At 63.6% G+C, this 13,502-nt stretch carries 13 protein-coding genes; 4 read left to right on the forward strand and 9 right to left on the reverse strand.

Annotated elements, in window-relative coordinates; translation table 11 throughout:
• Positions 1-2 precede the first annotated feature (2 nt).
• From infA to NCS00_RS16840, 6 genes are all read right to left on the reverse strand, one after another.
• Positions 3-269, reverse strand: a complete 267-nt coding sequence (gene infA, locus NCS00_RS16815; protein ID WP_006999277.1) for a translation initiation factor IF-1 — start codon at positions 267-269, stop codon at positions 3-5.
• A gap of 475 nt (positions 270-744) precedes the next feature.
• Positions 745-1,722, reverse strand: coding sequence for a magnesium/cobalt transporter CorA (gene corA, locus NCS00_RS16820; protein ID WP_008353501.1), 978 nt, complete (start codon positions 1,720-1,722; stop codon positions 745-747).
• A 169-nt stretch (positions 1,723-1,891) separates the two neighbouring features.
• Entirely contained in the window at positions 1,892-2,326 is a 435-nt protein-coding gene (locus NCS00_RS16825) for a bactofilin family protein (protein ID WP_175979247.1), read from the reverse strand.
• A 60-nt stretch (positions 2,327-2,386) separates the two neighbouring features.
• Entirely contained in the window at positions 2,387-2,752 is a 366-nt protein-coding gene (locus NCS00_RS16830) for a hypothetical protein (protein WP_175979248.1), read from the reverse strand.
• A complete protein-coding gene (locus tag NCS00_RS16835) occupies positions 2,739-3,689 on the reverse strand; it encodes a M23 family metallopeptidase (RefSeq protein WP_175979249.1) in 951 nt (316 codons plus the stop codon). Before NCS00_RS16835 ends, NCS00_RS16830 begins: the two co-directional genes overlap by 14 nt.
• A 292-nt stretch (positions 3,690-3,981) precedes the next feature.
• Positions 3,982-4,962: a LysR family transcriptional regulator gene (locus tag NCS00_RS16840; protein ID WP_502801585.1), complete on the reverse strand. Its 981-nt coding sequence runs from the start codon at positions 4,960-4,962 to the stop codon at positions 3,982-3,984.
• Positions 4,963-5,152: 190 nt separating this feature from the next.
• Here NCS00_RS16840 and NCS00_RS16845 point away from each other — a divergent pair, with 190 nt between their 5' ends.
• From NCS00_RS16845 to NCS00_RS16855, 3 genes are all read left to right on the forward strand, one after another.
• A complete protein-coding gene (locus NCS00_RS16845; protein ID WP_175979251.1) occupies positions 5,153-6,685 on the forward strand; it encodes a CoA-acylating methylmalonate-semialdehyde dehydrogenase in 1,533 nt (510 codons plus the stop codon).
• 12 nt (positions 6,686-6,697) lie between these two features.
• The gene (gene mmsB, locus NCS00_RS16850; RefSeq protein ID WP_250440557.1) at positions 6,698-7,591 is read left to right on the forward strand and encodes a 3-hydroxyisobutyrate dehydrogenase; all 894 of its coding nucleotides are present in this window, start codon (positions 6,698-6,700) and stop codon (positions 7,589-7,591) included.
• 268 nt (positions 7,592-7,859) lie between these two features.
• Positions 7,860-8,216, forward strand: a complete 357-nt coding sequence (locus NCS00_RS16855; RefSeq protein ID WP_033536128.1) for a hypothetical protein — start codon at positions 7,860-7,862, stop codon at positions 8,214-8,216.
• Positions 8,217-8,276: 60 nt separating this feature from the next.
• Here the strand turns inward: NCS00_RS16855 and NCS00_RS16860 are convergent, their stop codons facing one another.
• Together NCS00_RS16860 and NCS00_RS16865 are read right to left on the reverse strand one after the other, a co-directional pair.
• A complete protein-coding gene (locus NCS00_RS16860; RefSeq protein WP_250440558.1) occupies positions 8,277-9,713 on the reverse strand; it encodes a dihydrolipoyl dehydrogenase in 1,437 nt (478 codons plus the stop codon).
• Positions 9,714-9,727: 14 nt separating this feature from the next.
• Entirely contained in the window at positions 9,728-10,528 is an 801-nt protein-coding gene (locus NCS00_RS16865) for an SDR family oxidoreductase (protein WP_175979254.1), read from the reverse strand.
• Between the two features lie 148 nt (positions 10,529-10,676).
• Here NCS00_RS16865 and NCS00_RS16870 point away from each other — a divergent pair, with 148 nt between their 5' ends.
• Complete coding sequence (locus tag NCS00_RS16870) at positions 10,677-12,062, forward strand: dienelactone hydrolase family protein (protein ID WP_250440559.1); 1,386 nt, start codon at positions 10,677-10,679, stop codon at positions 12,060-12,062.
• Here NCS00_RS16870 and glgA read toward each other — a convergent pair.
• Entirely contained in the window at positions 12,038-13,501 is a 1,464-nt protein-coding gene (gene glgA, locus NCS00_RS16875) for a glycogen synthase GlgA (protein ID WP_008353485.1), read from the reverse strand. The two genes, NCS00_RS16870 and glgA, sit on opposite strands and share 25 nt — an antisense overlap.
• Position 13,502: the final 1 nt, after the last annotated feature.

The following is a 13,502-nucleotide window of genomic DNA, read 5'->3' on the forward strand; positions in this document are numbered from 1 at the left end:
AATCAACGACGGCGCATCGGTGCGCGCGGGGCGCCGCCACCGGCACGCTCGTCCTTGTGACGGAAGTTGATGCGGCCCTTCGTCAGGTCGTACACCGACAGTTCCAGCGTCACGCGGTCGCCGGCCAGAATACGGATGTGATTCTTGCGCATGCGGCCCGAGGCGTAAGCGCCCACGACGACGCCGTTGTCCAGCGTCACGCGATAGCGGCTGTCGGGAAGCACTTCGTCAACGATACCGTCGAGTTCGATGAGTTCTTCTTTCGCCATATGGGGCTCCTGTAATGAGTTGTAGTGGGTGCTGCCGCGCATCGCGCGAAAAACGCGCATTCGACGCCAACGAACCGGTCTGCGCCGCTGCCCGAAAGCGTCGTCGCTACGAATCGTAAGTGGCGATGCAAAGCGTGGCCTGGCGCGTCCATGCACGATAAACGTGCATGCGGGGCGCGCCGCGTCTCTATCTCAGGCTCGTCGTGAGCTTGACGGCATAGGCCGGACGACAGGGCGAACCGCGGATGCGGCGCGCCGTGGCCGGCATGACCGGGACGGCGACATCGGCAACAGCAGAGCCGATGTGCGGTTGAAACGGAAAAGCAACGTGTGCTGCGGAAGTGAGCGCTTCTGCCGTGCGCTTACGTCATGTGCGGTCGATAGGCCAATTTTGCAAGGCCAGATGACATTCTCTCGCAAATCGCTTGATTAGACAACGAATTTCGCCCGAAGGTTCCGAAAAGGAACATTCTTGCTACAGCCAGCCGGCCTTCTTGAAGCGCCAGTAGAGCACGACATCGACCACCAGCATGACCGCGAGACACGTCGGGTAGCCGTAGACCCAGTCCAGCTCGGGAATCGACTTGAAGTTCATGCCGTAGATGCCGGCGATCATCGTCGGCACGGCGAAGAGCGCGGCGAACGAGCCGAGGCGCTTGGTCACTTCGCTTTCCGCGAGCGCGATCAGACCGAGATTCACCTGGATCGCCGTGACGATCATTTCGCGCCGTCCTTCGATGGTCTTCACGATGCGCAGCAGGTGATCGTACACGTCGCGGAAATATTCCTGCATGCCGGAGCACACGCCGGGCGAGCGCCCGCCATACAGCTTGCTGACGGCTTCGAGCAGCGGCGCGGTGTGATGCTGCAGGATCGTCATGCGCCGCTTGAGCGAGTACAGATCCTCGATGATCTCGCGCGATTCCACCGAGCCTTTTTGCTCGAAGATGCGCTCTTCCACTTCGTCGACTTCCGCGCCGAGCGTCTCGAGCACGGGAAAGTATCGATCGACGACCGCATCGAGCAGCGCGTACATCACGAACGCGGGGCCGTGCTTGAGCAGATGCGGCTCGCGCTCGCAGCGCTTGCGCACTTCCTGAAAACCTTGCGTCGTGCGGTTGCGGACCGAAAGCACGTAGTTCGTGCCGACGAACACGTTCATTTCGCCGACGAGCACTTCGCCTTCTTCGTCGAATTCGACCGTATGAAAGACCGCGAACAGCGAGTCGCCGTATTCCTCGATCTTCGGCCGCTGATGACCGTGCTGCGCGTCTTCGACCGCCAGCTCGTGCAAGCCGAACTGCTGCGTCATGTGCGCGAGCTCGCCGGGACCGGGCTCTTTCAATGCAACCCAAATGAAAGAGTCGGGCAGATCGCGATAGGCGTTGATGTCGTCGATCTCGACGTCCGCGAGCTTTCGGCCATTCTGATAAGCCGCGCAATTGACCAGCATGGGGCGCCCTTTATCGTTATCTGGATATAACCGGCCACGTGTCGATGGACGCTCGAAGTCGCGTGATTTCGCCAGGGGCGCGAGCGCGTGGCCTTGATCCATCGAATCTTAGCCGGACACGCGCCCGGCTGCCAGCACGCGCGGATTCTCCGGCGCTCGTTGTCTGCCGTCAGTTCGAGACGAGGTCGATGTTGTATTCGGGCGGCGCCGGCAGACTCGGGACGTGCGCCGCCTGCGAATCGAACTTGGTGAGCTTGCCTTCGACCGTCGCGCCGATATCCATGCGCAACTGCTGATAGTAAATGTTGCCCAGCACGCGCGCGTTCGACTGAAGTTCGACGAAATGCGCGACGGTGACATCGCCCGTCACGCAGCCGTTGATGATGACGTTATAAGCGCTGACGTTGCCGCGAATCGCGCCCTGATCGCTCACGACGAGCAGCGTTTCTTCGCCCGGACGGCCGGCCACGTTGCCCGTGACCTGGCCGTCCATGCGCAGGCCTTCGCTGAACTCGAGATCGCCCGAGATATGCACGTTATGCGCGACGAGCGTCGCGAGCTTGGCCATCTTGATGCCGTTGGAATCCTTCTTCGATGAAAACATGTCGAGTCCTTGCGATGCGGTAAAGGGTTGCTGCACGAAGCCCGCGCTGACGCGTGCCGCTCAATTGGGTTTTTGCTGCTTCCTGAGGAAAGCGAGATCGGTCTGCAGACGCTGGATTTCGGCCGCGCTGTCCTTTGCGCGTTCTTCCAGCGAGGTACGGCTCGCCATCTCCTGTTCGAGCGCGAGCTGAGCATGCGCGAGCTGCTCGCGCAGCTTTTGCTCGGAGACGGGCGGCGCGCAGAGCGTGTCGAGCTTGCGCACGTCTTCATGCGAGCGTTTGAGTGCGAAGCCTGCGGCGGCGAGCGCCGCGATCGCACACACGGCCGCGATCAGTCCGAGCCAGATGCCCGCGCCGCGCCTCGGCGTCAGCGAATAGGACTGGCGGGAGAGTTGCAGCGACAGCCGCTTCGAATCAACTTTGCGCATGCGACAAACGCCTGAAGAGCGCGAGATAGGGAGAAGGATTGATCTGAGCGCCGTCGACGATCACTTCGAAATGCAGATGCGGCCCCGTCGAGCGGCCGGTCGAGCCGACTTCCGCGATCACCTGTCCCGGCATCACGAATTCGCCGGTTTTCACGAAGATGCGCGACGCGTGTCCATAGCGCGTCACCATGCCGTCGCTGTGGCGGATGTCGACCGAAATGCCGTAGCCGTTGCGCTCGCCCGCCGCGATGACGCGTCCGCCCGCGCTGGCGAGAATCGGCGTGCCCGCCGGTCCGGCGAAGTCGATGCCGGGATGAAAGCTCAGACGTCCCGTGAACGGGTCCAGACGGTTGCCGTAAGGCGAGCCGCTGCGCAGGCCGGGTGCCGGATTGCGGCCGGGAAAGGCCATGTACGCGGCGTAGTGGGCGAGCGTTTGCGTCTGCAATTGCGAGACTTCGTCGTTCAGGCAATCGATGATCCGATGCGCGCTCTTCAAACGCTGCCGCGGCGTGCCCGCCGCCGCGCGACCGATATCGCACAGGCGCGGCGGCAAGGCGGGGCCGCCCGCGCCGTCGAGCGACGTGGCTGGCTCTTCGCTGTCGGGCAGCGGCGGCACGTCATGCACGCCGGACGTGCCGCCCGCGCCGTGCGCGGCCTTCAGATGCGTGTCGAATTCGTGCAGCTCGCTGACTTGCGCGGACAGGCCTTCGACGCGGGGCGTCAGCTCGATCAGCGCGGCATTGATGCGGCCGAGCTCTTCGATCTCGTACGAGCGGCGCGACATCAGCGTCTGCTCCTCGCCGAGATGGCTGCGCGCGAACATGGTGCCGATCGCGATGCCGAGCGCGAGCGCGGCCACGAGAAGCGTAATGGCGCCGATGACCGCGATGGCGCGCGCCGTGCGGGCCTCGACGAAACGGATGCGCTGGCGGGACATGGACCGCCGTGACCAGATGACGAAAGCCATTAGCGCACGGCGCGGCCCGTCGGGGCAGCGGGAAAGAAACTAGAGGAAATCACGGGAATGGAGTGCGCCGCGCTCTCCACGGCAATGCAATGAAACTGGCCGGCGATTATGCCCGAGCTCGCGTGGGCGAGTGACGTTTCGGCAGGACATCGAAGCAAAATTCCACGAATTTATCGAGTCAAATTTTGTGATGTTCGCGGTGGCGTCACGCATACCACGTTCGGTCTCGAGTCGCTGTCAAAAAGCGTGTCGCCGGTCAGGATCACTTGACATCGACCCAGGCCATCTGCGCGCCGTCTCCCATCAGGAAGACGCGGTTCGCGTCGGCCGCCGCGCGCAGGTAGTCCCATACAGCCGTGATGCGCTTCAGCTTGCGCAAATCCTCGCGGCAGGACAGATAGAAGGCGCGCGTCACGACGATATCGTCGGGCAAGACCGGCACGAAGCGCGGATCGGGCGAAGTCATGAAGCACGGCAGGATCGCGAGCGCGCGGCCCTGCAGCGCGGCGAAGTACTGCGCAATCGCGCTCGTACTGCGCCAGCGCGACACCGCGCCCGGCACCGCGCGTTCGAGATACAGCAATTCGTAGCTGAACGCGAGATCGTCGATATAGCTTGCGAAACGATGATGACGCAGATCGTCGCTCGTGCGGATCGGTTCGTGCGCGTCGAGATAGTCGGCGGTCGCGTAGAGCTTGAGCCGGTAATCGCACAGCTTCGTATAAACGTATTGGCCCTGCTCGGGTCGTTCGAGCGTGACGGCGATATCCGCCTCGCGCTTCGACAGACTCACGAAATGCGGTACCGGCAGCAGATCGATGGAGATGTTCGGATGCGCGTCCTGAAAGCGCGCGAGTTGCGGCGCGAGAAAGAAGCAGCCGAAGCCTTCCGTCGAACCGACGCGAACGTGTCCGGACAGCGCGTGCCCCGTGTTGGCGATCTGCTCGGTCGCGGACTGCACCGTCGTCTCGATCGAATCGACGTAACCGAGCAGGCGCTGGCCTTCGGCCGTCAGAATGAATCCGCCGCTGCGCGATTTGTCGAACAGAAGCGTGCCGAGCGCGTCCTCCAGCGCGCGAACGCGCCGCGCGACCGTCGTGTAATCGACGCCCAGACGCTTCGCCGCGCCGCTCGCGCGCTGCGTGCGCGCGACTTCCAGGAAGAAGCGCAGGTCGTCCCAGTTGAGGCGCCCGATATCGAGCTTGGCGCTTGGAATAACGTTTGGCATGGCGTTTTTTTGCATATCGATCGGGTGTTTTTCTAGTGCCATGATGGACTTTTGCATAACTATACTCAAGGAAACGAGCGTGCTGCACTGCGCGCCGATTTCTTATAAACGGAGACGACATGCCTTTTCCCTTCGGCGCCGCACCGGCGCTCCGTCCGCGCGTCTTCGTTCCCCTTCGTGACAACTCATCCAAAAGGAGTGACTCGTGAATATCGCTGCTGAACATCCGGCGCAGAGTGCGTCCGTCCGTACGGCCAAACTGCTGATCGACGGCCAGTTCGTCGATTCGAAGACGACGGAGTGGCGCGACATCGTCAATCCTGCGACGCAGGAAGTCGTCGGTCGCGTGCCGTTTGCGACGGTCGATGAAGTCAACGCCGCCGTTGCCGCCGCGCACAAGGCGTTTCAGACGTGGCGCACGACGCCGCTCGGCACGCGCATGCGTCTGATGCTCAAGTTTCAGGACCTCGTGCGCCAGAACCAGAAGCGCATCGCGCGGACGCTGACGGCGGAGCAGGGCAAGACGCTCGCCGATGCCGAAGGCGACATCTTTCGCGGTCTCGAAGTGGTCGAGCACGCGTGTTCGATTTCGACGCTGCAGCAGGGCGAATTCTCCGAAAACGTCGCGGGCGGCGTCGACACGTACACGCTACGGCAGCCGCTCGGCGTGTGCGCCGGCATCACGCCGTTCAATTTCCCCGCCATGATCCCGCTGTGGATGTTCCCGATGGCGATCGTCTGCGGTAACACGTTCGTACTGAAGCCGTCCGAACAGGATCCGCTCTCGACGATGGAACTCGTCGAACTCGCGCTCGAAGCGGGCGTGCCGGCGGGCGTGCTGAACGTCGTGCATGGCGGCAAGGAAGTCGTCGATGCGATCTGCACGCATCCCGATATCAAGGCGATTTCGTTCGTCGGGTCGACGGCCGTCGGCACGCACGTCTACAATCTCGCGAGCCAGCACGGCAAGCGCGTGCAGTCGATGATGGGCGCGAAGAATCACGCCGTCGTCCTGCCCGACGCCAACAAGGAGCAGACGCTCAACGCGCTCGCGGGCGCGGGCTTCGGCGCGGCGGGTCAGCGTTGCATGGCGACGTCGGTGGCCGTGTTCGTCGGGGCGTCGAAGGACTGGGTGCCGGAACTCGTCGAGAAGGCCAGGACGCTCAAAGTCAACGGCGGCACGGAGCCGAATACGGACGTCGGCCCGGTCGTGTCGAAAGCGGCAAAGGAGCGCATTCTGGGGCTCATCAGCAAGGGCGTGGAAGAGGGCGCGACGCTCGCGCTCGATGGCCGCGATATCGACGTGAAGGGCTACGAGAAGGGCAACTTCATCGGACCGACGATCTTCACGAACGTCGATACCGACATGTCGATCTACAAGACGGAAATCTTCGGCCCGGTGCTGTGCGTGCTTGAAGCCGATACGCTCGACGACGCCATCGCGCTCGTCAATCGCAATCCGATGGGCAACGGCGTCGGCCTCTTCACGCAAAGCGGCGCGGCGGCGCGCAAGTTCCAGAGCGAGATCGATATCGGTCAGGTCGGCATCAACATTCCGATTCCGGTGCCGGTGCCCGCGTTCAGCTTCACCGGCTCGCGCGGCTCGAAGCTCGGCGACCTCGGCCCGTACGGCAAGCAGGTCGTGCAGTTCTACACGCAGACGAAAACCGTCACCGCGCGCTGGTTCGACGACGCCACCGTGAACGACGGCGTCAACACGACCATCGCGCTTCGCTAAAGGGAGATGTCCATGCGAATCGGCTTCATTGGTTTGGGTCACATGGGCGGTCCGATGGCCGCGAATCTCCTGAAGGCCGGCCACGCGGTGACGGCGTTCGATCTCGTCTCCGCCGCGCTCGATGCGGCGAAGGCGGCGGGCGCGACGCTCGCCGCATCGCCGCGCGCGGCGGCGGAAGGCGCGGAAGTCGTCATCACGATGCTGCCCGCGGCGCAGCATGTGAAGACGGTCTATCTGGGCGATGACGGCGTGCTCGCGGGCGTTGCGAAAGGCGTGCCGCTCGTCGACAGCAGCACGATCGATCCGGCGACCGCGAAGCTCATCGGCGAGGCGGCGGCGAACCAGGGCAACCCGTTCGCCGATGCGCCCGTTTCCGGCGGCGTCGTCGGCGCGCAGGCGGGTACGCTGACGTTCATGGTCGGCGCGGATGAAACGCTCTTCGAAACATTGCGTCCCGTCTTATCCGGCATGGGCAAGAACATGGTGCGATGCGGCGAAACCGGCACGGGCCAGATCGCGAAGATCTGCAATAACTTGCTGCTAGGGATTTCCATGATCGGCGTCGCCGAAGCGATGAAACTCGGCGAAACGCTCGGCATCGATCCGACGAAACTCGCGAGTATCGTCAATACATCGACTGGGCGTTGCTGGAGCTCGGATACGTGTAATCCCTATCCGGGCATCATCGAAACCGCGCCGGCGTCGCGTGGTTATTCGGGCGGATTTGGCGCTGATTTAATGCTCAAGGATCTCGGACTTGCCGTCGATGCAGCGCGCGCCGCGAAGCAGCCCGTATTCATGGGTGCGCTGGCACAACAGCTGTATCAGTCGATGAGCCAGCAAGGATTCGGCGGGCTCGATTTTTCGGGCATTATCAAGTTGTACGCGAAGAACTCTGGCGCTTAATACGGCTCGAACACTTTAGGAAATCGGCACGTATCCGCGTGTCGAATTTAGGGCCGGGAAATAACTGCTTTATTCAGTTGCACTGCACAACGAAGCGCGTAAAGCCTTATTGGATACGATCATCGGGAATACGATGATTCGCTTTCCAAAAAATTGTCCTATTCTGAAAGCACGACGCCCGTCTGCCGTTCGATCAGAACGCTCCGGTTTGCGCCACGGTGCAGGTAGAACGCCCGTCGTTTTCGGGCAATCAGATGAGGAGTACGCGATGCAAGTAACACGTCACTTAAATATGGAACTGCGGCACGCCACGGTGCCGACTTATGTAGCCAGCTATTTCTTCCCGTTGCTGCTATTGGCATACGAAGCTTGGCGAGTGGGGTCTTGGGTGGCGGTGAACGGCTTTAACTTCCTGAACTTCAACTCGATGGGTTACGAGTTCGCGTTGATGATTGCCGTGTTTTGCATGCAGGTCATCGTGGAAATCGCGTTCCTCGCGGGCGCCGTGCTGACGAAGCACAAGGACGTCGGACATAGACTGGCGAATTTGTCCTTGGGGCTTTTCTGTTCGCTCGTCGTGCTCGGGTTCGATCTCGCACTGCAATATGGTTTGAGCGGAAGCTGATCCTTGCTCTTTCCGACGATAAACGCCGGTTGCTTGCAACCGGCGTTCGTTTTTTTTGGATCAGCAACCCGCGGCGCTTGGTAATGCCGGCGGTGTTTCCGATCTTTCCTCGTAGCATTTTCTATCTGCATCTTTTAGCGCGGTGCGCAAGCCTTCTTCCACGACCGGATGATAGAAAGGCAGTTTGAGCGCTTCATCGAGCGTCAATTCCAGTTGCAGCGCCCACGCCAGCAGATGCCCGAGATGCTCCATCGCCGGGCCGCAGCCTTGCGCGCCGCGCAGCTTGCCGGTTTTCGCGTCGGCATAGACGTGCAGCAGGCCGCGATTCTGACGCATGACGCGGCTTCGTCCCTGATTCTCGAACGATGCTTCTCCTGTGACCGTCATCGGCTTGTCGAGATCGTCATACGATGCGCCGACGATCGCCACCTGCGGCTCGCAGAACACGATCGAGAACGGCACCTTGCGCTCGATCCGCTGCACGTCCGGAAAGCGCGCGGCGTTGTCGCCGGCGAGCTTGCCTTCGTCGGCGGCGTCGTGGAGCCACGGGCGTGCGCCGTCGCAATCGCCCGCGATGAAAATCGCGCTGTCGCCGCTTTGCATCGTTGTTTCGTCGAAAAGCGGCGCGCCTTTTTCGTTCAGTTCGATGCCCGCGTTTTCCAGCGCGAGCGGCTTCAGATTCGGCGCGCGTCCGGTCGCGGCGAGCACGAGATCGAAGCGTTCGACGCGCGCCACGCCGTCCGGCGACGTGAAGCGCAGCGTCGGCTGGCCGCCCTCTAGCGACATGCCGTCGATTTTCGCGTCGGGATCGAAATAGAACTCGTCGGCGAGCGCGGCGATAAGCGCATCGCGCACCGGTTTGTCCGTAATCGCTCCCGCGCTGCCGCCTTTGCCGAACATGAAAATTTCGATGCCGAGCCGCGCGAGCGCTTGCCCCAGCTCGAGCGCGATCGGTCCCGCGCCGAACACGGCGATGCGCTTCGGCAACGTGCGCAGTTCGAAGAGATCGTCGCTCGTGATGAGTTTGTCGCCGAACACCTTCAGCTCGTCGGGCACGCTCGGCGCGGCGCCCGTCGCGATGACGACGCTTTTGGCCTCGACGCGCGTGTCGTCGCCGATCCGCAATCGCGTCGGCGCTTCGAAGCGCGCCTTGCCGCGCAGCAGCATGCCATCCGGCAGCGCTTTGATTTCGTCGAGTACGCCCTTGACGAAGTGATCGCGTTCGCGCCGCACGTAATCGAGCACACGCGCGCGATCGGCTTCGAGCGCGTGCGTGCCTTCGATGCCGCGCGCGGCGAGCGAATGCGCGTCGTGCAAGCCGTTGGCCGCCGCGAGCAGCAGCTTCGACGGCATGCAGCCGACGCGCGCGCAGGTCGTGCCCGGTTCGCCGCCCTCGATCAGCACCGCGTTCGCGCCCGCGAGCCGCGCCGCGCGAAACGCGGCCATGCCGGCCGTGCCCGCGCCGATCACGGCGACGTCCACCTTGATTGGGTTCATTCCGTTGTCCGCCATCAGCCGTTATCCGCGAATCCCGGATAGAGCGTCATGCCGCCATCGACGAAAAGCGTCGTGCCGACGACGTAATCGCTATCGTCAGACGCAAGCCACACCGCCGCGCGCCCGATATCCTCGACCTCGCCGACGCGCCCGTACGGAATCAGCGTCAGCAACTTGTCGAGCTTGTCCTGCGTATCCCAAGCGTCCTTGTTGATCGGGGTGCGGATTGCGCCGGGCGCGATGCCGTTCACGCGAATGCGCTGCGGCGCGACTTCCTGCGCGATGGTTTTCATCATCATCTGAATGCCGCCCTTGGACGCAGCGTAGTTCACGTGTCCCGCCCACGGAATGACCTCGTGCACGGAACTCATGCAGATGATCTTCCCGAGCGCCTTCGACACGTCGCGCATGCCGCGCCGCTCGAATTCGCGCACGGCGCGCTGCGCGGTGAGGAACTGGCCGGTGAGATTCGTTTCGATGACCGTCTTCCAGTCGTCGAGCGTGAGCGCGGTGAACTTCGCGTCCTTCTGCAAGCCCGAATTCGCGACGACGATATCGACCGTGCCGTAGCGCTTCACGACGGCATCGAACATCGCGTCGATCTGGGTTTCGTCGGAGACGTCCGCGCCGACCGCGAACGCTTCGCCGCCTTTCGCCGTGATCGCGGCGGCGAGCTTTTCGGCGGGTTCCGCGTGCGAGTGATAGTTGATGGCGACGTGCGCGCCCGCATCGGCGAGCGCGGTCGCGACGCCCGTGCCGATGCCCGAACTCGCGCCCGTCACGAGCGCAATCTGGCCTGCGAGGGGTTTATGCATATGCGCTCCTGCATTTGTATTAATTTGTGCCTTACGCAAATTGCGCGCCCGCCGGCGCAAGGTCGCGAACAGGAAACGCCGATAATGCGGCCTTTAGGCTACGCGCGCGGGAACCATGTTTCGACTGCAGCTATTTTTCGTCTTTCTGATGGCATTCCATCTATCGGACAGTCATGCAACCAGCGCCTACGACGCGTTGCGTGCGCCGGTTCCCGCATTGCCCGGCGAACGCGTCGTGCAAGTGCCGGTCGGCGAGCGCGGCGATACCGCGCAATTGCAGGTGACGATCGCGATGCCGGAGGGCGCGGGACCGTTTCCGCTCGCCGTCATCAATCATGGCGGTTACGGCAAGAAAACGAAGGCGACGATGCCACGCTTTCATCTCACCTATCTGGCGAACTACTTCATGTCGCGCGGCTACGCGGTTGCGCTGCCGATGATGCGCGGCTACGCGGGATCGACGGGCGAACTGCGCGCGCACGGGTGCGATCTGGCGGGGCTCGCGAACAAGGCGGCGGACGATATCGGCAAGGTCATCGCGTACATGCGTCAGCAGCCTTACGTCGACGGTTCGCGCGTCGTTGTCGCAGGAGAGAGCGCGGGCGGTTGGTACAGCCTCGCGTTCGGGGCGCGAAACGCGCCGGAAGTGAAGGGCGTCGTGAACTTCTACGGCGGCGTGCGCGTCGACGTATGCGCGTCGGACGACGCTGCGCTCATCCGCGACAGCGCGGCGCTCGGCGCGCGTGCGCACGTTCCGTCGCTGTGGCTGTACGGCGAGAACGATTCGTTCTTTCCGGCCGGCACCTGGCGGGAAATGTTCGCGCGCTACACGTCGGCGGGCGCGAACGCCGAACTGGCGAACTACGGCGCCTTCATGACCGATTCCCACAAGCTGCTGGGTTCATGGGAAGGCTTGCGCGTGTGGACGCCGAAACTCGATGCGTTCCTGAAGAAAATCGGCATGCCGTTCGCGTCGATTTACCCGGAGAACATGCCGATGGCGACGCCGCCCTCGAGCGGATACGCCGCCGTCGACGACATCGCCGCCGTGCCGTATCTCGGCAGCGAGGGCATGCGCGCGCTGTATCGGAAGTTCCTCTCGAAGCCGTTTCCGCGCGCGTTTGCAATCGGACCGAACGGCGGCGCGGCGGCGCACGGCGGCTTCGATCCGTTGACGCAGGCCCTGCGCGACTGTGCGGCGCTCACGGCCGATTGCCGTCTCTATGCGTACGACGACCAGGTGGTCTGGACGCGCTCGGGCCCGCCCGCGACCGGTTTCGCCGCGCTTGCCGATGCGAGCGCCGTGCCGTTCATCGACGCCGCCGGTCGCAAGGGCTACGACGCGTTTCTGAAGTTGCCGCGTCCGCGCGCTTTCGTGATCGCGTCGGATGGCGCGTGGTCGATCGCGGCACTCGGGCCGGACCCGATCGCATCGGCGATCGCGCATTGCAGTCGCAAGCATCGCGGCTGCGCGCTCTACGCGGCGGATGGCGACGTCGTCTGGACGGCTCAGCCGCCCGTCAAATCCCGATAAACCTCCGCGTACTTGAGCGCGGCGTCTTCCCAGCCGAAGCTCCGGCCCATCGCGCGCTTGACGACGGCCTTCCACTCCGTGCGACGCGCCTTGAGCGCGAACGCGCGCCGGATCGCGCCGACGATGCCCGCGCGATCGAAAGTATCGAAGACGAAGCCGGTCGCGAGATCCTCGGCGAGATTTTCGAGCGATGAATCGACGACGGTATCCGCGAGCCCGCCCACGCGATGCACGAGCGGCAGCGAGCCGTACGCGAGCGCGTAGAGCTGCGTGAGCCCGCACGGCTCGAAGCGCGACGGCACCATCACGACGTCGCTGCCCGCGATGATCGAATGCGAAAGCGTCTCGTCGAAGCCGAGTTCGACCGCGACCGCGCCCGGATGCGCCGCCGCCGCGTTCTTCATGCCGGTTTCGAGCGCCGGGTCGCCGGTGCCGAGCACGACGAGCTGGCCGCCGCGCTGGACGATATCGGGCACGGCCGAAAGCAGCAGGTCGAGTCCTTTCTGCTCCGTCAGACGGCTGACGACGCCGAAGAGCAGGGCGTCGTCGTCCTTCGCGAGACCCATGCGCTCCTGCAGCGCCGTCTTGCATTTCGACTTGCCGCCGATCTTCGCCTGCGTGTATTTCGACGCGATGGATTCATCGGCGGTCGGGCTCCAGATCGAATAATCGACGCCGTTCAGAATCCCGGTGATGTCGTGCGTGCGCGTCTGCAGGAGACCGTGCAGTCCGGCGCCTTGCGCCTGCGTCTGGATTTCGCGCGCGTAGGTCGGGCTGACGGTAGTGATGCGATCGGCGAAATAAAGCCCCGCCTTGAGAAACGAGACGTGGCCGTAGAATTCGACGCCTTCCACCGCGTAGAAATCGCCGGGCAATTGCAGCGCGCCGAATTCCGAAGCCGGAAACGTGCCTTGATACGCCAGGTTGTGCACCGTCATCACAGTGCCGACCCGCGCCGCGCCGCCGCGCTCGAACGCGCGCAGATACGCCGGCGCAAGTCCCGCATGCCAGTCGTGAGCGTGGACGATATGCGGCTTCCATGCCGGGTCCACGCCCGTCGCGATGCGCGCCGCCGCCCAGCCGAGCAGCGCGAAGCGGCGATCGTTATCGGCATAGGGGCGATTCGTCGCATCCATATACGGATTGCCCGGACGATCGTAGAACTGATCCGCGCGCACCACATACACGACGATGCCGTGCGGCTGCAACACGCCGCGCTCGAGGCGGATATTGCCCGCGCCGAACGCGCTGCCGAGATCGGCCACGGGCTGAAGATCGTCGAGACCCGCGAGCACGGCGGGAAAGCCCGGCAGCACGACGCGCGCGTTCGTGCCCAGTTGCGATTGCGCGGGCGGCAACGCGCCGACCACATCGGCGAGGCCGCCGGTTTTCAACAGCGGAAACATTTCTGCTGCGGCATGCAGCACGCATACGGTCATC

The sequence above is a fragment of the Caballeronia sp. AZ1_KS37 genome (genome assembly GCF_023631165.1).
Lineage (GTDB): Bacteria > Pseudomonadota > Gammaproteobacteria > Burkholderiales > Burkholderiaceae > Caballeronia > Caballeronia zhejiangensis.